21 protein-coding genes and 3 pseudogenes are annotated in these 21,017 nt (G+C 73.2%); 16 read left to right on the top strand and 8 right to left on the bottom strand.

Going from position 1 to position 21,017, the window contains the following annotated elements; genetic code table 11:
* The coding region (locus ACGFYU_RS37185) for a hypothetical protein (RefSeq protein WP_393831729.1) at nucleotides 1–198 on the top strand (198 nt) is incomplete at its 5' end.
* A 125-nt stretch (nucleotides 199–323) separates the two neighbouring features.
* Here ACGFYU_RS37185 and ACGFYU_RS37180 read toward each other — a convergent pair.
* Nucleotides 324–1,571: a serine hydrolase domain-containing protein gene (locus tag ACGFYU_RS37180; RefSeq protein ID WP_393831728.1), complete on the bottom strand. Its 1,248-nt coding sequence runs from the start codon at nucleotides 1,569–1,571 to the stop codon at nucleotides 324–326.
* Nucleotides 1,572–1,881: 310 nt separating this feature from the next.
* Between ACGFYU_RS37180 and ACGFYU_RS37175 the strand changes: the two genes are divergently transcribed.
* Nucleotides 1,882–3,201 carry an ISL3 family transposase gene (locus ACGFYU_RS37175; RefSeq protein WP_393831727.1) on the top strand — a complete coding sequence of 440 codons (1,320 nt, stop codon included), beginning with the start codon at nucleotides 1,882–1,884 and terminating at the stop codon, nucleotides 3,199–3,201.
* On the opposite strand, the gene ACGFYU_RS37170 is transcribed toward ACGFYU_RS37175, so the two are convergent.
* Nucleotides 3,192–3,386, bottom strand: coding sequence for a hypothetical protein (locus tag ACGFYU_RS37170; RefSeq protein ID WP_393831726.1), 195 nt, complete (start codon nucleotides 3,384–3,386; stop codon nucleotides 3,192–3,194). The two genes, ACGFYU_RS37175 and ACGFYU_RS37170, sit on opposite strands and share 10 nt — an antisense overlap.
* A 125-nt stretch (nucleotides 3,387–3,511) precedes the next feature.
* Nucleotides 3,512–4,420: an SDR family oxidoreductase gene (locus ACGFYU_RS37165; protein ID WP_393831725.1), complete on the bottom strand. Its 909-nt coding sequence runs from the start codon at nucleotides 4,418–4,420 to the stop codon at nucleotides 3,512–3,514.
* Nucleotides 4,421–4,749: 329 nt separating this feature from the next.
* On the opposite strand from ACGFYU_RS37165, the gene ACGFYU_RS37160 reads away from it, so the two are divergent.
* The 5 genes from ACGFYU_RS37160 to ACGFYU_RS37140 are packed head-to-tail and all read left to right on the top strand — an operon-like array spanning nucleotide 4,750 to nucleotide 10,873.
* Complete coding sequence (locus ACGFYU_RS37160) at nucleotides 4,750–5,106, top strand: acyl carrier protein (protein WP_393831724.1); 357 nt, start codon at nucleotides 4,750–4,752, stop codon at nucleotides 5,104–5,106.
* The gene (locus ACGFYU_RS37155) at nucleotides 5,103–6,176 is read left to right on the top strand and encodes a beta-ketoacyl-ACP synthase III (protein ID WP_393831723.1); all 1,074 of its coding nucleotides are present in this window, start codon (nucleotides 5,103–5,105) and stop codon (nucleotides 6,174–6,176) included. The genes ACGFYU_RS37160 and ACGFYU_RS37155 overlap by 4 nt, the downstream gene beginning before the upstream one ends.
* A 26-nt stretch (nucleotides 6,177–6,202) precedes the next feature.
* Entirely contained in the window at nucleotides 6,203–7,660 is a 1,458-nt protein-coding gene (locus ACGFYU_RS37150; protein ID WP_393831722.1) for a wax ester/triacylglycerol synthase domain-containing protein, read from the top strand.
* A gap of 10 nt (nucleotides 7,661–7,670) precedes the next feature.
* The gene (locus ACGFYU_RS37145) at nucleotides 7,671–8,561 is read left to right on the top strand and encodes a lysophospholipid acyltransferase family protein (RefSeq protein ID WP_393831721.1); all 891 of its coding nucleotides are present in this window, start codon (nucleotides 7,671–7,673) and stop codon (nucleotides 8,559–8,561) included.
* Nucleotides 8,558–10,873, top strand: coding sequence for an MMPL family transporter (locus ACGFYU_RS37140; protein ID WP_393831720.1), 2,316 nt, complete (start codon nucleotides 8,558–8,560; stop codon nucleotides 10,871–10,873). Before ACGFYU_RS37145 ends, ACGFYU_RS37140 begins: the two co-directional genes overlap by 4 nt.
* On the opposite strand, the gene ACGFYU_RS37135 is transcribed toward ACGFYU_RS37140, so the two are convergent.
* Genes ACGFYU_RS37135 through ACGFYU_RS37125 form a run of 3 tightly spaced genes read right to left on the bottom strand, consistent with a single transcriptional unit; the run spans nucleotide 10,857 to nucleotide 13,710 of the window.
* Nucleotides 10,857–11,516 carry a histidine phosphatase family protein gene (locus ACGFYU_RS37135; RefSeq protein WP_393831719.1) on the bottom strand — a complete coding sequence of 220 codons (660 nt, stop codon included), beginning with the start codon at nucleotides 11,514–11,516 and terminating at the stop codon, nucleotides 10,857–10,859. The two genes, ACGFYU_RS37140 and ACGFYU_RS37135, sit on opposite strands and share 17 nt — an antisense overlap.
* Nucleotides 11,517–11,569: 53 nt before the next feature.
* Nucleotides 11,570–12,382: a class I SAM-dependent methyltransferase gene (locus tag ACGFYU_RS37130; protein ID WP_393831718.1), complete on the bottom strand. Its 813-nt coding sequence runs from the start codon at nucleotides 12,380–12,382 to the stop codon at nucleotides 11,570–11,572.
* Complete coding sequence (locus tag ACGFYU_RS37125) at nucleotides 12,382–13,710, bottom strand: DUF3419 family protein (protein ID WP_393831717.1); 1,329 nt, start codon at nucleotides 13,708–13,710, stop codon at nucleotides 12,382–12,384. Before ACGFYU_RS37125 ends, ACGFYU_RS37130 begins: the two co-directional genes overlap by 1 nt.
* Nucleotides 13,711–13,875: 165 nt before the next feature.
* On the opposite strand from ACGFYU_RS37125, the gene ACGFYU_RS37120 reads away from it, so the two are divergent.
* The 9 genes and pseudogenes from ACGFYU_RS37120 (at nucleotide 13,876) to ACGFYU_RS37080 (ending at nucleotide 19,152) form a co-directional block, all read left to right on the top strand.
* The gene (locus ACGFYU_RS37120; protein WP_393831716.1) at nucleotides 13,876–14,124 is read left to right on the top strand and encodes a hypothetical protein; all 249 of its coding nucleotides are present in this window, start codon (nucleotides 13,876–13,878) and stop codon (nucleotides 14,122–14,124) included.
* A 335-nt stretch (nucleotides 14,125–14,459) separates the two neighbouring features.
* On the top strand, nucleotides 14,460–15,530 hold the full coding sequence (locus tag ACGFYU_RS37115; RefSeq protein WP_393831715.1) for an IS110 family transposase: 1,071 nt from the start codon (nucleotides 14,460–14,462) through the stop codon (nucleotides 15,528–15,530).
* A 53-nt stretch (nucleotides 15,531–15,583) separates the two neighbouring features.
* Complete coding sequence (locus ACGFYU_RS37110; protein ID WP_365928585.1) at nucleotides 15,584–15,796, top strand: hypothetical protein; 213 nt, start codon at nucleotides 15,584–15,586, stop codon at nucleotides 15,794–15,796.
* The gene (locus ACGFYU_RS37105; RefSeq protein ID WP_365928587.1) at nucleotides 15,793–16,254 is read left to right on the top strand and encodes a hypothetical protein; all 462 of its coding nucleotides are present in this window, start codon (nucleotides 15,793–15,795) and stop codon (nucleotides 16,252–16,254) included. The genes ACGFYU_RS37110 and ACGFYU_RS37105 overlap by 4 nt, the downstream gene beginning before the upstream one ends.
* A gap of 79 nt (nucleotides 16,255–16,333) precedes the next feature.
* The gene (locus ACGFYU_RS37100; RefSeq protein WP_393831714.1) at nucleotides 16,334–16,663 is read left to right on the top strand and encodes a hypothetical protein; all 330 of its coding nucleotides are present in this window, start codon (nucleotides 16,334–16,336) and stop codon (nucleotides 16,661–16,663) included.
* A 186-nt stretch (nucleotides 16,664–16,849) separates the two neighbouring features.
* Nucleotides 16,850–17,017, top strand: a complete 168-nt coding sequence (locus ACGFYU_RS37095; protein ID WP_393831713.1) for a hypothetical protein — start codon at nucleotides 16,850–16,852, stop codon at nucleotides 17,015–17,017.
* A gap of 48 nt (nucleotides 17,018–17,065) precedes the next feature.
* Nucleotides 17,066–17,593 (top strand): hypothetical protein, encoded by a 528-nt coding sequence (locus tag ACGFYU_RS37090; RefSeq protein ID WP_365928591.1) that lies wholly within the window; start codon nucleotides 17,066–17,068, stop codon nucleotides 17,591–17,593.
* Between the two features lie 125 nt (nucleotides 17,594–17,718).
* Nucleotides 17,719–17,973, top strand: a pseudogene (locus tag ACGFYU_RS37085) (ATP-binding protein); the annotation flags it as partial.
* Nucleotides 17,974–18,558: 585 nt separating this feature from the next.
* Nucleotides 18,559–19,152, top strand: coding sequence for a hypothetical protein (locus ACGFYU_RS37080; protein WP_365928631.1), 594 nt, complete (start codon nucleotides 18,559–18,561; stop codon nucleotides 19,150–19,152).
* Between the two features lie 77 nt (nucleotides 19,153–19,229).
* Here the strand turns inward: ACGFYU_RS37080 and ACGFYU_RS37075 are convergent.
* Both ACGFYU_RS37075 and ACGFYU_RS37070 read right to left on the bottom strand, forming a co-directional pair.
* Nucleotides 19,230–20,114 (bottom strand): annotated as a pseudogene (locus tag ACGFYU_RS37075) (molecular chaperone Hsp90); the annotation flags it as partial.
* 475 nt (nucleotides 20,115–20,589) lie between these two features.
* A pseudogene (locus tag ACGFYU_RS37070) lies at nucleotides 20,590–20,814 on the bottom strand (helix-turn-helix domain-containing protein); the annotation flags it as partial.
* Between the last annotated feature and the right edge of the window lie 203 nt (nucleotides 20,815–21,017).

The raw sequence follows: 21,017 nt of genomic DNA, 5'->3' as shown, positions 1-21,017 counted from the left end.
CGGTATGACGGCACCACACACGACGACACGAACGATCCCCTCCGACACCCCCAACCCGAAGATCATCCCAGACCGCCCGACAACGTGACAGTGCCCGTCATAGGTGAGCTCGCGCTGGAGGTCGCGTTGGAGTTCGCCGGCGGCGGCGAGCGTGTGGAGCAGTGGACAGGGCAGGTTACTTCGGCAGCCGGTCGGTAGCCGCAGAACTTCAGGAGTCGGTCCGCGCCGGCCCGGTAGGTGGCAGGGCGTGCGGTGGACGGTGGCCCTTGGCTGCGGAGCTCGTGGGTTGCAGCCCGAGGGTGTCGTGGTGGTTTTCGGCATGGTCAGCCGCTGGGAGTGGTCTTCGGGGCCGGGGTCGGGGCCGATGGAGCGGACGGCTCCGGGACCACCTCGGGATGGGCCTCCTGCGGCGGCGACCACGCGTTGTCGGGGGTCGCGATCTTGGTGACCGTGCTGGCGATGAGGGAGGAAAGGTTGCCGAACTTCCCATCGGTGTCGGTGTTCACCACGATGACCAGTGTCGCGCGGGCCTGCGGGAGCCGGAAAGCGACGGTCTCGTAGCCGGGCAGCTCCCCGGTGTGGCCGATCCAGCCGTCGATCTCGGAGATGCCGAGTCCGTAGCCCACTTCATGCTGCCCGGTGGGCAGCATGCGGAGCCGCTCGGCCTGGGTGCCCGGCTCCAGCAGGCGGTCGCCGTCGGGCAGCTTCCCGCTGACCAGGATCGGAACCCAGGCGTGCAGGTCGTCCATTGTGGAGATTACCGCGCCCGCCGCCCAGCCCCAGGAAGGATTGAAGCTGGAGGCGTCGACGGCTGCGCCGTCCGGGGTGAGGTTCGTGTACCCGTGGATGTAAGGGGAAGGGATGGCGGCGCCGGTCGGCAGGGAGGTCGCGTCGAGGCCGGCCGGTTCGAAGACGTGCTGTTCCAGGTAGGTGTGCAGGGGCTGCCCGCTGATCTTCTCGACGAGCAGGCCGAGTAGCACGGTGTTGGTGTTGGAGTACTCCCAGCGCGTGCCCGGTGGGAAGTCGGCGGGGTGGCGGAAGGCGATGTCCAGGAGCTCCCGCGGGGTCCAGGCGTGGTACGGGTCGGCCTTGAGGGCGGCCATCCAGCGCGGGTCCTCGGTGTAATTGTACAGACCGCTGCGCATCTCGGCGAGCTGCCGGACGGTGATGTGGGCGCCGCCGGGCACTCCGTCGAGGTACGTTGAGACCGGCGCGTCGAGTCGTACCTTCCCGTCGTCGACGAGTTGGAGGACGCCGGTGACGGCGAAGGTCTTGGTGACGCTGCCGATGCGGGTGTACATGTCGGTCTTGATGGGGATGCCGGTGGCCTTGTCGGCGGTGCCGAAGGCGCGGACGTAGGAGTCGTCGCCGTCGATCCACAGCCCGATGCCCACGCCGGGGATGCTCGCCTCGCGCATGGCGGCGGTGATTGCGTCGTCGAGTTTCTCGGCGACCGCTGGGTCGATGTCGACCCGGTGCGGGGCGGCTGCCGCGGGGGCTGGGCCGGCGCTCAGCAGGCCCAGCAGCAGCGAGGCGGCGGCCAGGAGGGGCGCCATCCGGTAGCGGGTCATGACGCATCACCCCTGGGAGCGTCCCCGAGCGGTCCTGGTCCCCGAGCGGACCTTCCCATCGTAGGAACGCCGGACGGGGACGGCCACCGGATCGTGATGCGGCCCGGTGGTGGAGAGGCCGGACCGCGGGTGAATAGCGTCCGGCCGATCATGTGCGGAGCCAGATGACGAGGGCGGCGGCCGTGGCCGCGCTTGTGAAAATTCCCCTTGGCCGTGGACACCTGGAGACTGGGTTCTGAGGTTCCGGAGGAAGTAGTGCCAGGTGGGAAGCAAGTACACGCAGTGGCTGCATGATTGGGGAGCCACGGGCTTGGTCAACGATACGACGTTGCTGCTCGGCCTCGACGGGGTGTCCGTCGTGCGGGTCGAGTCACTGGCCGATGGGACGCGTCGGGTGCACCTGATCACGGCGGACGAGGCGGCGCGGGCCTGCCCGTCCTGCGGGGCCTTCGCCTCCCGGGTGAAGGGGCCGACGGTGACCCGGCCGCGTGATCTGCCCTACGGCGAACCGGGGTTGGAGTTCTTCTGGCACAAGCGCCGCTGGTGGTGCCGCGAGCCGACGTGCCCGAGGAAGTCGTTCACCGAGAGCATCGCCCAGATACCGGCCGGGGCGCGGATCACCGCCCGGCTGCGTCAGGCGGCCAGGCGCCGGGTGCGTGATGCCGGCTCCACGGTCATCCAGGCCGCCCGTGACCTGCATCTGTCCTGGCCGACGGTGATGGGCGCCTTCCGTGCAACGGCGCGCGAGGTGGTCGACGCCCCGCTGCCTGAGGTGACGGTGCTGGGCATCGACGAGACCCGCCGGGGCAAGACGAAGTGGGAGCAGGACCCCGAGTCCGGCAAGTGGCGTCTGACCCGGGATCGGTGGCACACCGGGTTCGTCGACGCGGCCGGCCACGGCGGGCTGCTCGGCCAGGTCGAGGGCCGCACCGTCGCCGACGTCCTGGCCTGGCTGTCCACCACACCGCTGACCTGGCGCAAGAGCATCCGCCACGTCGCCATCGACATGTCGGCCGCCTACCGCGCCGCGATCCGCACCGGCCTGCCCGACGCCACCGTCGTGGTCGACCACTTCCACGTCGTCCAACTCGCCAACAAGATGCTCTCCATGGTCCGCCGCCGCACCACCGCCGAGACGCGCGGACGGCGCGGACGCGCCAGCGACCCGGAGTGGAAGGCGAGGCGGCGCTTGCTGCGCAACCGCGAGGACCTCACCGACGAGCAGTTCGCCACAATGTGGAACCCGCTGCTGGCCGAAGGGAAGATCGGCCGCACCCTGCTGACCGCGTGGATCGCCAAGGAGTCCCTGCGCAACCTCCTCGCACTGGCCCGCACCGGCGCCGACCGCCACCGCATCGGTCACGCACGGTGGAAGTTCCTGACCTGGTGCGCGGACGCCGACATCCCCGAAGTCCGCCAGCTCGCGACCACCGTCGACCGCTGGTGGACCGAGATCTCCGCGTTCATCGACACCGGCCACACCAACGCCAAGAGCGAAGGGATCAACCGCGTGATCAAGCTCGTCGCCCGCGCCGCCTTCGGGTTCCGCAACGCCGACAGCCAACGCCTGCGCACACGCTGCGTCACCACCCGCCGAGCCCGCGGACACCTCCGCACCGCTCAACTTTGAAGACCCACGTAACTGAGCAGGACGCCACTCTGTGAGCCCGGCCGGTAGCCCATGTCCTCGGTGCTCGCCGGGGTGATGGTCTGTACGGGGCTTGGCGTGGTCGGGAAGACGGCCGCCATCGAACCGTCCGGCTTGCCCTGCCTGGCCTTGCGGTAGACGGGGTAGGTCCAGACGTCGTAGTCCATGGCGTAGCCGGGCGAGCTGCTGCGCTGGGAATCCGGCCCCGTCGGCGAAGCCGACGCCGACGCCGACACGGGTGGCGCGGGGGCGGCGGAATCGGCGCCGGCCGGGGCGGGAGCCTCCGGAGCCGTCAGCTGAAGTCCGCCGCGTGGTCCGCCGCCCACTGCCGGAAGGGCCGGGCCGGGGTGCCCGTGATACGCTCCACCTCGTCGTTCACCGGCTCCGGTGCGTCGAGCATCCTCGCCTGGGCCGGCAGTACGGCGTCCACCAGCTCGGCCGGGTAGCCCGCGGCCCTCATCTCCGCGGCAGCCTCCTCCAACGGCACCTCCTCGAAGCGCACCGGCCGCCCGAGCGCCTCGCCGATGAGGGCCGCCTGCCGTTCCTGGGTGACCCGTTCGGGCCCGGTGATCACGGGGCGGGCGCCGACCAGCTCCCCGGTCGTCAGGGCGTGTACGGCCACCGCGGCGATGTCCGCCTCGTGGATCAGCGGACGGGCGAGCGACGCCAGCGGTGCGCGGACGGTACCGGTGGCGCGGACCTGCTCCACCCAGCCGAGGGTGTTGCTCGCGAAGCCGGTCGGCCGCAGGGCGGTCCACTCCAGACCCGAGGCCTCGACCAGCCGCTCCAGCTCCGCGTGGAACATGGTGATCGCCCCGCCCGCCCCGTCGCGGCCGTCGCCGTCGCCCGCCCCGACCCCGGCGGAGGACAGGTACACCACCCGCCGCGCGTGCTTCCCGATCGTGTCGACCACGTCCGCCGCGCCCTCGGCGCTCAGGAACGGCCACACCAGGAAGACCGCGTCGACGCCGTCCAGGGCCGCGTCCAGCGAGGCCGGGTCGCCGAGATCGCCGCGTACCGCCTCCACGTCCGCCGGGAGCCGGTCCGCCCCGTCCCGTACGAGGGCTCGTACGGGGACGCCCGCCGCCCGCAGCCGGGCCACCACCGCACCGCCGACCCTCCCGGTCGCGCCGGTCACCAGGATCCTGGGCCTCGTCGTCGCTGCGGCTTCCGTCGCCGTGGCCGTCAGCACCTTCGTCATCGGAACCTCCGTGTGTCGTCTCGTCGTTCGATGGCACGACTCTCGTACCTCAAGCAAGGTTGAGGTCAAGTGCGGTGCCCGGGCCGGGTCTCCGGTGCCGCCGTTCGGGTGCTGTGGGCGGCGCCTGGGGGTCGGGCGTGGGTGCAGTGGAGTGATCGTGGGGGCGGTGGGACGGGTCGGGTATGGAAGGTTGGGTTCCGCTAGCGGGGCCGGCGGGAGCGGAGGAACTCCCCTCGGAACAGCGGCTCGTACAGAGGCCCGTACGTGCCCCCAGCGCCCGGCAGCGCCCGGCACCCGGTTCGGCCGGGACGCGTCCACGAGGAGGACCCATGACACCCACGCCCACGCCCACGCCCATTCCCACGCCCGCCGCCGCCCGTACCGCGGATCCGGCGTCCGCGGCCGCCACGTACGCCTGGCTGCGCGAGACCATGATCGAGACCCTGCGGCTGCCCGCCGAGGACATCCACCCCGGTGCCACCGGCGACGAGGCCGGGCTGGACTCGCTCGCGGTGACCGAGCTCGTGCTCATCGTCCACGAGCGGTGGGGCATCGCCCTCGACGAGGACGAGTTGTACGCGCTCGGCACGGTCGGCGAGATCGCCGCCTACGTGGCCGAGCGGGTCGGCGCGGACGCCCGATCCGCCTCGGCGGACGCCCGGCTCGCCCCCGCGGCCGGCCGGTGACCGCCCCCACCGGCACCGGCCCGGCCGCACGGCGGACCCCCGCGCGCCCCGGACCGGCACCCGCCGCCGTCCTGTGCGGGCTCGGCTCCTGGCTGCCCCCCACCGAGGTCGCGAACGACGAGATCGCCGGGCGCCTCGGGGTCACCGACGACTGGATCCACCAGCGGACCGGCGTACGCAGCCGGCACCGCGCCGCACCCGGGTCCGCGACCGCCGACATGGCCGTCGAGGCCGGCGCCCGCGCCCTCAAGTCCCAGGCGGCGGAGGGCGAAACCCCGCCGGTGGACGCCGTACTGCTCGCCACCGCCACCCCCGACCGGCTCTGCCCCTCCACCGCCCCCGCGGTCGCGGCCCGCCTGGGCCTGCGGGGCGCGGCCGCACTGGACCTGTCTGCGGCCTGCTCGGGATTCGTGTACGCCCTCTCCGTGGCCGCCGGCCTGATCGCGGCCCGCACCTGCGCCCGCATCCTCGTCATCGGCTCGGACACCATGTCCGCCGTACTCGACCCCGACGACCGAGGAACGGCGCCCATCTTCGGAGACGGGGCCGGAGCCGCCGTACTGCGCGCCGGCGACCCCGAAGAGCCGGGCGCCCTGGGCCCGTTCGTACTCGGCAGCGACGGCGCCGGGCCCCTCGCCGACCTGATCCACATCCCGGCGGGCGGCTCGCTCACCCGCTACGGGTACAGCGGGGCCCACCCGAGCGCCCACCTCCGCATGGACGGCCGCGAGGTCTTCAAACGGGCCATGGAGCACATGGGCGCCGCCGTCACCGCAGCCGCGGCCCGTACCGGCTGGGACCTGGCCGGGGTCGACCGCTTCGCCATCCACCAGGCCAACGCCCGCATCTCGCGCGCCCTCGCCACCCGCCTCGGCGTCCCCGAGGACCGCTGGGTCTCCAACATCGAGCGCGTCGGCAACACCACCAGCGCATCCGTCCCCCTGCTCCTCGACCATGCCCACACGGAGGGCGGGCTGCGCCCCGGACACCGGGTCGTGGTCGCGGCCTTCGGCGCCGGGTTGACCTGGGGGGCCACCAGCCTGGTCTGGCCCCGGCTGCACCGCGGTTGAGAGGGGGACAGTTGACGGATACGAGCGTGCGTGCGCGTCCGGGGCCCGGGGTGTTCCCCGCGGTGGACCGGGTCATCGAGGAGATGGAGCGGGCGGGGGCCGGGCACCAGCTGCACATCGGCGCCGTCCTGGAGATGGACGGCCCCCGCCCGTCCCTCGACGAGGTACGGGCGCACGTCCGGGAGCGGCTCGGGACCCTGTGGCCGGTGGCCGGGACCGCCGACGGGGAGGTTGCCGGTCCCTTCGCGGGGGCTGCGGCGGACCTGTCCTCGCGGGTGTTCGAGCTGGTGGTGCCCCGGGAGGGCGGGGCCGCGAGGCCCGGCGGGGCGAGGGGCGGGAAGGCGGCCAGCGGGACTGCGGGGCCGGACGGGGTCGGGGCCGAGGCCGAGGGGGCGTACGACGCGCTGCTCAACGCGCGCGTGCCCGGGGAGCCCGGGCGCTCCTGGGGGGTCTGGCTGGTCCACGGCCACGCCCCCGGCCGCTACCTGCTCTGCTACCGCGGGCACCACGCCCTCCACGACGGCAACGGGGTCGTGCGGCTCATGCGCCTGCTCTTCGGAGCGGGCGGCGGCAGGGCAGCGGGGGTCCCCGCGCGCACAGTGGCTGCTACGGGGCGGGGTACGGGTACGGGTACGGGACCGGGCGCCGGCGGGGTCCGGCCGCGGGCGGCGGCACGGCTCGCCGGGCAGGTCCGTTCGGCCGCCGCGTCCGTACCGCTGCTGCTGCCCGCGCCCCGGCGCCCGCTGCTCGACGGGGAGCGGGCCGGGCGGCTGCTGCTGTCCCGGGCGGCCGTACCGCTGGACCGGCTGCGGGCCACGTCCCGGCTGCTGGAGTGCTCCGTGCTCGACCTGCACCTCGCCGCCCTCTCGCACGCCGCGCAGGAGCTCGACACCACCGGCTGGACGGAGGAGCGGCGGCGCTCGGCCCGCGGCATCGGGCTGCCGATCGCGCTCGGACCGACCGAGCCCGGCCCGTACGCCGGGAACCGCTTCTCCGTGGCCCTGCTGAAGGTCCCCTGGCGGGAGGACGACCTGGTGCGCCGGGCCCGCCGGATCTCCCGGCAGACCGCCCGCTACCGCGACCCGGCCGTGCGCTGGGCGCTCGCCGCCTCCCTGGACCGGTTCGGCCCAGCCGGTACGAGGGCCCTGTCGGAACGCATCTTCGCCCGCTGCGGAATGCAGACCACCGTCCTGTCCTCGGTCGCCGACCTCGGCTTCGGGGGCCGTACCGCCCTCCAGGTCACCGGGCTGAACTGCCTCCCCGCCCACTTCCCGTACCAGTCCGCCCTGACGCTGGGGCGCGAACTCGCCGTCTGCGCCTTCACGGCGGACGCGGCCGTCCCGGGCGCCCGGTCGGTGGCCCGGCACTGGCGCGCGGGGCTCGACGTACTGGCTGCGGCGGCGGGGCTGGGGGTGGTCTCCGCGGCCCGGTTGGACAGCGGTTCCGGCCGTCGTCCCGGTGGCCGCTCCGGTTCCGCCCGCTGAGGCCGGGCCCGTGACCACCAGGACAGCGAGTACGGCCAGTACGGCGGGAGCGGTCACCGGGAGGCGGGCTGCGGGTTCCGGTACGGGCACTGCGGCCACGTACCGGACCGCCCGCGCCCTCATGCGCCTCGCCTCCGCCACCCTCTGCCCGACCACCGTCGAGGGTGCCCACCACGTCCCGGACGAGAACGTACGGGACGGGCAGCGGCAGCCGGTGATCCTGGCCGGCAACCACCTCTCCGCCTGCGACACCTTCTTCCTCATGGCCGCCCTGCCCCGGCGCCGCCTGGTCTTCCTCGGCAAACAGGAGTACTTCCACATGCCCGGCCCCACCGGCCGCCTCACCCGCGCCCTGTGCACCGGCCTCGGCCTGCTGCCCGTGGACCGGCAGGGCGGCCCCGCGGCCGCCCGCGAACTGCTCGCCACCGGTACGGCCGCCCTGGCCCGCGGCGCGGCGCTCGCGCTCTACCCGGAGGGGACGCGTTCGCCGGACGGGCTGCTCCACCGCGGGCGGCCAGGAGCGGCCGGGCTCGCCCTGCTGTCTGGGGCGCCGCTGGTGCCGCTCGGGATCACCGGCACCGACCGCGTACAGCCCGTGGGCCGCTCCGGGCTCCGGCCGCACCCGGTCACCGTACGGTTCGGGGCGCCGCTGCCCTGCGAGGAGTTCCGGCGGCGCCCGGCCCGGCCCGACGGCCTCCCCAGCGCTGCTGCGCTCCGCGAACTGACGCTGCTGCTGATGCAGAGGATCGCGGAACTCTCCGGCCAGCGGTACGTCGACTCCTTCGCGCCCCGCCCCGCCGCCCAACGACCCGCACCCACACCCACGCCCACCCGGGACGGCGGGGCCGTGGAGTCCGTATCCGCATCCGCATCCGCTCACGGACGAGGTGCGGCCCGGTGAAGGGCGGCCCCGCCCGCCCCGAAGCCCCAGCCCAGTCCCCACCGCTGCCCCTGCGCCACCCCGTACGCACCCTCGCCGCCGCCGCCCTCCTGCTGTTCCTGTCCGCCGTCCTCGCCCTCGGCTCCGCCGAGCGCCTGCACCACGGCGGGACCACGGCCCCCGGCGCCGCCTCCGCCCGCGCGGAAGAACTCCTGACCTCGCAGTTCCGCGCCGGGAACCCGACCGTCACCCTCGTGGCCACGGCCCCCCGCGTCGACGATCCCGCCGCCGTACGGGCCGGTACCGCGCTCACCGCGCGCGCCCGCGGCCTGCCCCGGGTGGTCTCCGTCCGCTCCTACTGGACGGAGCGCGACCCGAACCTCCGCGGGCGCAGCGGGAGTTCGGCACTGGTCCTGCTGCGGGTGGCCACCTCCGAGGCGACGGCGCTGCGCGACGTGGAGCCGGTGGTACGGGCCCTCACCGGCCGGCACGGGCCGCTGACCCTCGCCGCGACCGGGCCGACCCCCGTCGGCCTCGCCATCGAACGGCAGAGCCGCACCGACCTCCTGCGCACCGAAATCCTCGCCGCCCCGCTCGCGGCCGCCGTGCTCGTGGCCGTCTTCGGCAGCGCCACCGCGGCGCTGCTCGCCCTGCTCCTGGGGCTGACGGCGGTCGCAGCCGCCACCGCGCTGCTCGGCCAACTCGCCCGGTACACCGAGGTGTCCGTCATCGCGCTGAACCTCACCACCGCCCTAGGCTTCGCCCTCACCATCGACTTCAGCCTGTTCCTGCTGTCCCGCTACCGCGAGGAGCGGCGGCGCACCGGATGCGGCGGCCGGTCCGACCGCGCCGCGCTCGCCGCCGCCCTCGCCACCGCGGTGCGCACCACCGGCCGGGCCGTGGTCTGCTCGGCCCTCACCGTGGTCGCCGGGCTGTCCGCGCTGTTCTTCTTCCCGCAGGCGATGCTGCGTTCGGTCGCGTACGGCGGTATCGCCGTGGTCTGCGCCGGGGCCCTCCTGGCCCTGACCGCACTGCCCGCCGCCCTGCTGCTGGTCGGCCCGCGCATCGACCGGCGCCCGCGCCGGACCCGCGGGAGGCGGCCCGCCCGAGGACCGGACCCGGTGCAGGAGGGCCGCTGGTACCGCGCCGGGCAGGCGGTCATGCGCCGCCCCCTCGCCGCCGCCCTAGCCTCGGCGGCCCTGCTCGGCGCCCTGGTCCTGCCCTTCGCGGGAGTCCGCTTCGGCACCTTCGACGACCGCGCCCTGCCCGCCGCCACCCCCGAGCGCCGGGCCACCGACACCCTCCGCACCGATTTCGACTACCTCGCCTTCCACCCGCTCCAAGTCGTCCTCCCCGGCCTCACCGCCCTGCCCGGCCCCACCGGCCCCACCGGACCCACCGGCGAACGCGCGGACGCCCGCGCCCTCGACGGCTACGCCCGCCGCCTCTCCACCACCCCCCACGTCACCGCCGTCCACACCGCCACCGGCAGCTACGCCCCCGGCCGCCTGCGCCAGGCACCGGGCCCGCAGCACCGCCCGTACGCCTCCGCCGCCGGGACCTGGGCCGCCGTGGTCACCGACGTCGGCCCCGAGACCCCGGAGGGCGCGGACACCGCCCGCGCGGTACGGGCGGTCCCGGCCCCCGTCCCGGTCCTGGTCGGCGGTACGCAGGCCTGGCTCGCCGAACTCCAGGACGGCATCGGCGGCCGGCTGCCCGCCGCCCTGGCCTTCCTCGCCGCGGCCACCCTGCCCGTACTCGCCTGGTGCACGCGCAGCCTGCTGCTCCCGCTGAAGGCCCTGGCGCTCAACCTGCTGAGCCTGACCGCGGCCTTCGGGGTGCTGGTCCTGGTCTTCCAGCAGGGGTACGGGCGCCGGCTCCTCGGGGAGTTCGCCGTCACCGGGGTCACCGACACCCTGGTACCCGTCCTCGTGCTGTGCGTGGCCTTCGGGGTGTCGATGGACTACGAGGTGCTGCTGCTCTCGCGCACCGCCGAGGAGCACGCGGCGGGTGCGACGACCCGGGAGGCGGTGGCGCGGGCGGTGCAGCGGACGGCCGGGCTGTTCACGGCCTCCGCGCTGGTCCTGACCGTGGTGATGGCGGCGCTGGCCGCCTCCGACCTGCTGCTGCTCAAGGTGGTCGGGGTGACCCTGGCCGTCGCCGTGGCCGTGGACGCGACCCTGATCCGGCTGGTGCTCGCACCGGCCCTGATCGCCCTGATGGGGCGGGCGAACTGGTGGCTGCCGACGCTGCCGGCGGGACTCCGCCGGAGGGGAGCCGCGAGGCGAGCCCCCGGGGCGGAGCCCCGCCCGGAGGTCACCCCCGCCCGCTGACCCCGGCGCCCGCCCGTGCCTCCGCTCCCCCCGCCGGGACCGCAGCCCCGCTCCACGACAGCGCCCGCCACCCGCTGCCCGGATCCCCCTCCAGCACCACCACGCCCCCGTTCGGCACCTCGTGAGCCGTGGCGAACTCCACCGACACGTTCGCGACCCGCGCGGCTGTCCACACCCGGAACGCCGTCCCGTGCGCCACCACCGCCACCGTGTCCGACCCGCAGCCCGCCGCCTCCGCCACCACGGCGTCGTACCGGGCCAGGAACTCCGCCCCGTCCTCCCCGCCCGGCATCCGCAGCCCCGTACGGCCCGAGGCCCAGGCGACGGCCGTGCGCAGGTACGCGCCGACGGCGTCGTCGTCGCCGCGGCCCTCGTACGCGCCCGCCGCCAGCTCGCGCAGGCCCTCCCGCAGCCGGACCTCCAGGCCGAGGGCCGCCGCGAGCGGGGCCGCGGTCCCGCGGGCCCGCGGCAGCGGGGAGGCGTACAGGGCGCGTACGTCCTCCCCGGCCGCCGCCAGCAGGGCGGGGAGCGCGGCCGCCTGCCGCAGGCCCCCGGGGGTGAGCGCGGAGCCGGGGGCGGCGGTGTCGAGGAGGTGGTCGCGGTTGGCGGCGGTCTCGCCGTGGCGGATCAGGAGCAGGCGCACGGCGGCGGTCCTCCGGGGTCGGGGGCAGGTCTGCAGTTGCGGGACTGGTACGGCTACGGAGACGGGCTCGGCGCCGGTGTCGGTACGGCGGTCGGCTTGCGGCCGAGGAAGAGGTAGTGCGGTACGCGCGCGGGCAGGTACGCGACCCGCGCCAGCCGCTCCGAGAGGTGGACGGTCTCGAACCGGGCCCGGAGGAACGGCAGGTGGTCGGGGGACAGGTACACGTCGTTGTGCGCGAACCACAGCGGCCACAGGTGCCGCCGCCACAGCGCGTGCCGGGCCATCCCCGGCGCCGGGCGCCTGCGCGCGACGTGGAAGTCGCAGACGGCGAGGGTACCGCCGGGCCGCAGCAGCGCGTCCGCGCGCTCCACGGCGGCGAACCAGTCCGGCACCATCGTCAGCACGTACGAGAAGACGACCACGTCGGCGGGCTCCGTCCCGTCCGGAGGGCGGTAGCAGGTCGCGTCCCCCGCCACCGCCTCGACGTTCCGCCACCCGTGCCGTTCGATGCGCCCGCGCGCCACCCGCAGCATCGAGGGGGACACGTCCACGACCGTGATGCGGCTGCACGCGGAGCGCGCACTTCCCTCCAGGTGCTCGATGTTGGCGCCGGTCCCGCCGCCCAGGTCGATCAGCCGGTCGCCGGGGGAGAGCGGCAGCATCCGCATCAGCGCGCGGCGGCCGTGCAGCAGCCGGTCGTCGGCGCGGAAGGCGTCGTAGACGTGCGCGGTGGGCCCGTAGTACGACTCCATGCGCTCGGCGGCGGTGGTGCCGCGGGTCCGGGGGAACAGCATGTGGCGGACCGTGCGCAGCTCCCCGCGGAGGCCGCCGGCCGTACTCCTGGCGGGCTGGGCGGTCCGGGCCATCACGGCAGGTCCGCGATGTGGAAGCTGCCGTAGGTGTGGACCCGGTCGCGCTGGTGCAGCTCGCGGGCCTGATCGGGGTGCCGGTGCAGCAGCTCGACCAGGCGCCGCGTACGGCCCTCGTGGACCACGCGCACGGGGTCCAGGTAGCGGGTGCGGAGTCCGGCGCTGCGGTAGATCACCCGGGCCCCGGGGCGGGCGGCGCCGAGGATCGCCTGCCACTCGCGGGCCAGGGCGGGCTGGTCGGCCCACCCCATCCAGTCCATGTGGTCGAGCAGTACAAACTTTGATAGGCCGGTCACGCCGCCCGCTGCCGAACCGCCCGCTGGGCCGGTCGCCCGCGCCCCGCCCCTGCGGGCGCGGCCCTCCCCGTGCAGGTAGGCGGTCACGGTTCCCGTCCGCACCTCCAGCCGGGGCAGGGCCTCCCGCAGCCGCGCGAAGTTCTCCGCCTTGAGGTACTCGGGGCAGCAGTCCGGCGTGTACGAGCCCATGACGTACGCGCGCCAGAAGTAGTTGTCGGCCAGCGGCAGCCGCCCGAACACGGCGTCGAACCCGTCGTGCACGAGCCGCGCCGGCCCGCCCGGGTACTCCTCACTGATCTCCCGCCGCTGCTGGGGCGGTACGCCGGCCAGGCAGAGCGCCGTCGGGCGGGCGGCCAGCCGGGCCACCGTCCACAGGGGGGCGCGCAGCCGGGACTCGTACACCTCCCTCTGCCGCTCGGGGGTCGGCGCCGCGAACAACTCCTCGAAGGCCGGGCCGAGGCCCTGTACGCGCCGCAGGACGAGCATCAGCGCCCGCGCGAGCAGCCCCGAAGTGCCGTGGTAGTAGAAGGTGTCGGCGCGGGAGGCGCTGCTGCCCGCGAACATGCCGATGTGGCTGTCCCAGTAGCGGCGGGCGGGCGCGGTCAGCTCCGCGCGCAGGGCGTCCCCGTACATCTCGCGGGCCCGGGCCGAGCGGCCCTGCCCGAACAGCTCGAAGAACTCGCCGTGCGAGAGGCGGCGGACGCCGGCCCGCTTGAGCTCCAGCAGCGCACCCTGGCGGGGGTTGACGTCCACGGCGGTGACCCGGCCGGCTCCGGCGAGCAGGTAGTCGAGGGCGTTGCAGCCGCCGCTGGTGATGACGAGGACGTGGTCGTCGGACCCGAGGCCGAGGGCGGCGCGGTCGAGCCCCGGGTCCTCCCAGCAGGCGTTGTAGACCAGGTTGCGGCCGTGGAGCGCGGAGAAGAGCCGGCCGACGGGCGAGGGGTACGGGGGCGGGGGCGCGGGGTGCACGGCGGGCGAAGGGGGGTGCACGGCGGTGGAGTACGAGCACGCGGGGGCGGAGGAGGGCACGGCGACCACCCTGGGTGCCGGGCACCCCCGGAGGGAAATCCCGGCGGGCGAACATTGCGCCACCCGGCCGAACCGGGGCCGCGGTCCTTGCCCCGGACGGATGACTCGACCCCTTCGCGCGCGTCCGCGGCCGCCTCCTGCGGTCCCTGCCGGAACGATGCGGGCATGTCTGCACCCAGGTTCGTGACCCTGCTCCCCGTACCGCCGGCGGCCGGAGCTGCCGGAACTGCCGTCGACTGGGCGGCAGTCGCCCTCATCACCACCCTCGCCGTGGGCGTCACCGCGGCCGTCACCGCGACCGCAGCCGTCGCCGTCTCCGGGACGGGGGGTCCGCGCGCCGCCCGGGCGCCGCGGCCGATGCCCCGCCGGTCGCGCCGGTCGCGCCTGCCCCTGCCCCTGCTGCTGATCCCCTGACGGTCAGGCGGGCGGTTCGGCGGCCGTCCTCGTGTCCGGGGCGGCCGCGGACCGCGCGCGCTTCGTCAACTACGACTGTCAGTCTCTTCGTACCGGATCCCGCAAGGATCGGGTAGTCCCGGCCGAGGCGGTCTGACTCATGCTTACGACTGACCCTGCGGGTGTCCTGGCGTTGATCTGTCGACCGCCCGGCCGGGCACGCAGCAAGCGCTGCCGCCGGACGGACGTGACCTGATAAGAGCCTGGAGCCGACTCGACAAGGCGTCCCCGTGACAGTCCTGTCCGCCCGACCGGCGACAGCGTGACCTCCCACGCTACCGGCCGGAAGGAACATCATGGAGAGCCTCGAGCAGCCCAGGTCCGGGCATGTCGTGATCGGCGTCGACACACACAAGCACGTTCACGTCGCAGCGGTGATGGACACGATCGGCGGGATCCTGGCCACCTTGACCATTCCCACCGACACCGGCGGTTTCCAGCAACTGCAGGACTGGGCGGCCTCGTTCGGCAGAGTGCTGGCCTTCGGTGTCGAGGGCACCGGCTCCTACGGAGCCACCCTGACATCGTTTCTCCGCAGGAACGGCCACAAGGTCGTCGAAGCCGGCCGCCCGGACCGGCGGCTGCGGCGCATGAACGGCAAGTCCGACACCTTGGACGCCGAGAACGCCGCCCGCGCCGTGCTCGCCGGGTTCGCGACCGCCACACCGAAGACCGCCGACGGCGAGGCGGAGATGATCCGCAGACTCAAGGTCGCGCACGACCAGGCTGTCGAACAGCGCGCCGCGGCCATGGTCACGATGAAGGCGATGCTCGTCCACGCCCCCGACACCCTGCGCAAGGAGACGGCGGGGAAGACACAGATCACCCTGGCGCGGCAGCTGGCAGCCCTGCGTCCTCGCCGCCTCGAAGGGCCCGAGGACGCACTACGGCACACGCTGCGGACCCTCGCGAAGCGATGGCAGTACCTGGACGCAGAGGCCAAAGAGCTTACGAAGATGATCGGCGACCTGGTCCAGCGAGCCGCCCCACAACTGCTCGAGCCGTTCGGTATCGGGGTGGACACCGCCGCGGAGATCCTCGTCGTCGCCGGCGACAATCCCGAGCGGATCAAGTCCGAGGCCGCACTCGCCAAGCTCGCGGGGATCGCGCCCGTGCCCACCGGCTCCGGCATGACCAGCGGCAGGCACCGCATCAACCACGGCGGCCACCGGCAGCTGAACGCAGCGATCTACCGAACCGTCATCGTGCGGATGCAATACCACCAGCCCACGATCGCCTACGTTGCCCGCCGCACCACCGAGGGCAAGACCAAACGCGAGATCATCCGCTGCCTCAAGCGCTACGTCATCCGCGAGGTCTACCACCTGCTCCGACCCGCTCCACAGACACCCAGCACAGCCAGTTGACAGCTATAGGAGCGTCTGTCACGGGGCGGTATTCGTGCAGGTGGCGCACTGGCATGAAACCGAGAGATCGCACGCAGGCCACCCACCACCCCTGTCACCGGCCCGTCTGGGCCGAGCACGCCGAACGCACCGAGACCTTCCTCGGCCAGCTCGGCACCACCCGCAGGACCGAACGCGCCCGACTCCAAACCGACTACGACAGGGCCGCCCGCGTGGTCGCCGAGATCGACGCGGCCGCCGCAAGCAACGAGAAGGAGTCGGCATGAGGATCTCGGCAGCCCAGAGGGCCAAGAACGAGAACCGCATCAGGGCCGCGATGGACCGGCTCCTGCGCGGCGAGATCCCGCCCGGCGGGAAGTGCGACGTCAAGACCCTCGCCCAAGAGGCCGGTGTCGACCGCACCGCGTTCTACGGCACCCGCCCCTACGCTCACCTCCGCGCCGAGTTCGAACGCCGCTTGCAGGCACTCCAGCAGGCCGGCGAGACACCCGACCCGCGCGAGGCCCAAATCGCCCGCCTCAAGGCCGAGAACGCGAAGCTCAAAGAGCGACTCGCGGAGGCGGAACAGGGCAACGCCGACCTGGTCGAGTTCCGCGAGCAGGCCCTGGCCCGGCTCGCCGCCCAGCACGAGGAGATCGTCCGGCTGCGGGAGGCCTCCGCCGCGGACACCCGGATCGCCCGCCTCCCCGCACCGCGGACCACGGTCATCGGGACCTGCAGTTGAAGCCCATCGGCGGCGAGAATTCATGCGACACCGTTCTGGGCCGCCTCGGATACTGTCCCACCAGGAGAAGGAGGAGGTCATGGCACTCGTCAGGAAGGGCTCGCGGCGCATCAGCGTCGACGGCGTCACCTACCGATGGACGGTCCGCAGGCGGGCGACCTACGCGCGCGGCCTGGCCTGGCGGCCACTGGCCTACGCGGTCGAACAGGGGGAGACGCCAGGCGCCACGCTGCTGGTCACCACGAACCGGCCCCACCCAAGCAACTGGCTCGGCATCCCTGCCCGCGCCGTCCTGCCAGCGGAGGTGGCTACCGCGATCCGCACGGCCCAAGCCGGGGGATGGACACCGGAGACGCCCGGTCCGCTCTTCCAACTCGACCAATCCGATGGATTCACGCCTGCCGGCTGACCCGCTAGGGAGTGAGCTGCGTCACGCCAGATCCGTCGGAATGCAACACATGCAGATCTCGACGTCACGAACACGGCGTCGGAAGCCGACCTGTTCAATGACCACACGGTTCATCCGCACACGGGCTCTGCGGACACAAGCCGCAGTTGCGCGATGTCCCTACTTCAGGCAGGTGTCGACACCACAGTGATCGCACTCTGGCTTGGCCACGCCGGCGTCCGCTCCACCGACGCCTACGTCCACGCCGACATGACCATCAAGGAGAAGGCGCTCTCTCTGACTGCACCGGTCACCGCCCGCCCCGGCCGCTACAAGCCCACCGACAAGGTCCTCGCGTTCCTCGACCGCCTGTGAGTCGTGAGCGGAGCCGGGGGTGACAGTGCGCTTCGATAGCCTGCGGCGGTGGCTGATGATTCGTTGAAGTTCCTGATCGATGCCGATCACGGGCAGTTCTATGTCCAAGACCTTGAGCCTTATGACGCGTGGATGGCCGAGCATGCGACGGACCCGGACCTACCGCCGGCTGGCTGGACCGACGAAGCGGTACACGTTCACCGCATCGGGGTGGAACCGCACTCGATCTCCGTCGGCACCGCACGGGATGACATGGTCGAATCGCTGATCACCGTCCGCACGTCCGCACCAATGATCGAGTCGGCGGCTGAGCACATCGTGGAGGTGGACCTGGCTGCCCCGACTGGCCAACTCGCCGTGTCCAGCCCGGGAGTCCACCCGGAGGACGGGCCGAGCATGACCGTTCCCGCTGGGCTGTTGCGAGCCCGGGTCTCCTACATTCCGTCTGACCCACCGGCCGTCGACACCACCGGCGGCCCCGGCGATCACTTCCTCTATCGGATCGACCTCTGGCCCGCCGACCAGCCATGCGGGCTGGTCGTCCTCAAGCAGGGCCCGAATCCCTGGGCAGGATAGATCCTCCCGCCGTCGACTATGCCGAGCAGAACAGCCGCCGCACAGCCCACGATCAGGCTTGCCGACAGCCTTCTCGGCGTAGTCGCGGTCTCGGCATAGGTCGACCTATGCGGATATCCGCATAGTTGGATGAGTTCGGCTACCTCGACCTGGACAAGCCCGGCGCGAAGCTGCTGTTCCAGGTTTTCACTGAACGTGAGGAGCGACGCGCGATCGCGATCGCCTCGAACGCCCCGTTCTCGGAGTGGAAGCAGACCTTCACCGACCCCCGGCTTTGCGCGGCGATCGTGGACCGGGTGACCTTCAACGCGCACATCATCGAGACCGGCACCGACTCGTTCCGCCTCGCCCAGACCCAGGAGAAGCGCCGCCGGGCCTGACCCGTTCCAACACCGAGGCCGGCGCCCCAAGGGGGCACCGGCCTCGGCCATGCTGAGCCCGCCCGCTCTCCGCGCGACCGAGCCAATGCCCGTTCTCGTCGTCCACCGCGGCTCGGAGAATCCGTCGGTCCCGGATCGAACACGGGTCGAGATCCGCAGAGTCGACGCACCTGTCGGGGGCACGCCGGTGACCGGATCCGGTGGCCCAACGCTACCGCTCCGGCCCCCACCCCCGGCCAGCAGAACCACCCGATCGTGGTGGAGCCAAAACAACTTGGTACCAGGGGCGCGAACCCGCTTCTCGCACGCCCCCAGCACCCGCTCAGTGGAGCCAAAAGAACTCCGAACTCTGGTCCCAAAAGAAGTGCTTACAAACAAGTCCATCCCCCAGAGCAGGCACATCCCCTGCCCCAGTCCCCCCAGAGCAGGCGCATCCCCGAACCCCGTGCCAGACTCGGAAGGAGCGGAGTCATTCGGCTGGAGGTCCCAATGGGACGCCCCGAGGCTCCGTGATCGCCCTTCAGCACGGTCACCTTGTCAGGGCGTGTTATCGCGCGTCCTGGATCCACAGGGAGGAACTCTGCGATGACGACGGCCAAGATCAAGCGGGGGCTCCCGCCACGCGTTCACACGACGATGGACCTCGGCGACGACCACGCCATACAGATCCTCGAGTTCCCTTCCGGGATGCGGGCGGTCATAGAGGGCGGGCGCGCGGTCGACCACCGTCCCTCCAGTCCGGGCAGGGTTCAGGAGCCGCCCGACGCGGGGGAGCAGTCGGGCGGCGAGCGCAGCGGCGACGCCGGGGCGGCGGTTCGCACCACGGACGAACAGGTCTGGTTCAGGGAGACGTTCTGCAACGGCGCCCAGGCCTGCGTACAGGCGTGGGACTGGGCGGTCGTCACGTCGCACGCCGTCCGCAGCGGGACCGGGATCGGGTGGGTCGGTTCGGAGGGAACGCGCAACGCCACGCTGGCGGTCGACGCGTACGACTGCATCTGCGTCGGCCCCTTCTGCATCGGTGGTACCGAATGCTTCTGGGTCGAGAACTGGCGCGGTCTCATCGTCCCGAACCACTGGCTCTCGGCGACCACCACCAACTCCGATCCCCGAAGCCTGCGGTGGCGGCTAGAAGGAGCCGGCGGCGACACGCAGGTCAGCCTTGCCGCCAAGTACTGACCGCGGACAGGTCAGCCTTGCCGCCGAGTACTGACCGCGGACAGGTCAGCCTTGCCGCCAAGTGCTGACCGCGCGCCTCAGTCGAACCACCTGTCCCTCGCCAGCTCCGCCGTCCTCGACGGGTCCTCCAGCAGGGCCGCGACCTCGAAGCGGCGGGGCCATTGGCCGGCCGCCCAGGCCAGGTCGGCGGCGACGCCTTCCAGGGTGGCGGCGTGGATCACACCGTCCGGGGTTCGGCGCCAGTCGGGTTCGGTGTCGGCCGCGCGGAGTTCCTCGTGCTCGATGTACGTCGCCGGGGTCGCCGGGCCGAGCAGGGCGTGGACCGCGGGCGGGACCTCGTGTTCCTCGCCGACCGTCGTCACCTCGGCGTCGACCGCCTCGCTCAGGCGCCGGACCTGGAACAGTTCGGCCAGGTCGGCCGCACGGGACGGGGCGACCGGGAGCAGGAGCAGGCCGGCGGCCAGCGGCAGCAGGTCCGGGGCGTCGGCGACCAGGGCCTCCGCCGCGTCCACGACCACCAGCGCGCCGTCCACCACCGCGCGCAGCTCGTCGGGCAGGGTGACCTGCTCCGGGTCCAGGTCGGCCAGGGCCGTGTACAGGGCGTGCAGCTGGGTGCCCGAGACCTCCCGGGTGGGGTCGGCCAGGCGGCCGAGCAGCTCGGCGGCGCCGCCCGGCTCGTCCAGGAGGGCGGGGACCGACGTGCGTACGCCCAGGGCCCGCAGGACCTGCTCGTCCTCGAAGCCCGTCGCGTCGGCGGAGTCGTACAGGCCGATCAGCAGCGGGTCCGTGCCCGCGGCCCGCAGGCCGGCCGGGCGGCGGCCGTCCAGTACGGGGTGGTCCCGCAGCCACCACGCCGTGTACGACCGTACGGTCTCCGTCGTCCCGTCCGGCAGCAGCACCCGCACCGGCTGGGTCAGCGCGTCCCGCAGCGGCGGCCGGGCGAGCAGCGCGGGCGGACGCGGCGCCGGCCAGGGGGTCGCCGGAGATACGTGCGTAGGTGTTGGACCGGTCTGCGGTGATCCTGCTGGCGTCGTAGCGGCCGACCTTGGACAGGGTTTCCGTGGCCAGGTCGTAACAGGCAGCGAGCCGGGCGTAGTCGGCGGGCTCACCTTGGTCGGCGCAGGCCTCGGCGGTGGCCAGGAGGTCGGGGAGCGCCTCAATCAGTTCGGCATGGAGTCCGCGGTTGAACTGCGCACGTGCCTGGCGGTACTGGGCCATCAGGCGATTCGAGGTCGGGGCCGATGTGGGTGCGGGTAGCAGTGCGAGGGCCTCGTCAAAGCGCTCGAGGGCGAGCGCAGGTACGGCCAGGCCGACGGCGAGGAGGGACCGGCGTTTCATCGGATCCTCCCCGGAAGTGTCCGTGCGCTGAGCGTTAGCAACTGTAGTGGCCCGGGGTGGGGTTACGCCGAGAAGTGTGGCAAGTACCCCCGGAGGGATGACGAAGGCATCGGCGAACCGCTTGAGCATGTCCAAATCGGTCGCAGGCCGGTCGGCGGTCTCTAGGCGGCTGACGGCCGAGGCGGAGTAGCCGGTCGCCTTGCCGAGGTCGATCTGCCGCCAGCCCTGCTGCTGGCGGGCCCAGCGGATCAGGCCCCCGACGTCGCCGTCGCCAATGAACTTCTGGGCGCGCGGAGAGTTCCAGTCCGGTACCTGAGCACGCATGGCCGCCCCCTCCGGGAACACCGGACATCAGCCTGCTCACGGTAGCCGGACGGTGACACCCGGTCGAGGCCGTGTGCGCAGCACGCAAACGGCTTGCGCACGGCGGGAGGCGTTGTCACGTTGTCGGGGGCGTGAGTGGCTGAGGGTGTGCGGGGGCCTCGGGCCGGCCTGGTTCAGCCGGCGGTGGGCAGGCCGGCGACACC

It is taken from the genome of Streptomyces sp. NPDC048337, from assembly GCF_043201175.1.
Taxonomy (GTDB): Bacteria; Actinomycetota; Actinomycetes; order Streptomycetales; family Streptomycetaceae; genus Streptomyces.
The sequence above is the reverse complement of the archived record's forward strand: the minus strand, read 5'-3'. Positions and strand labels throughout refer to the sequence as shown.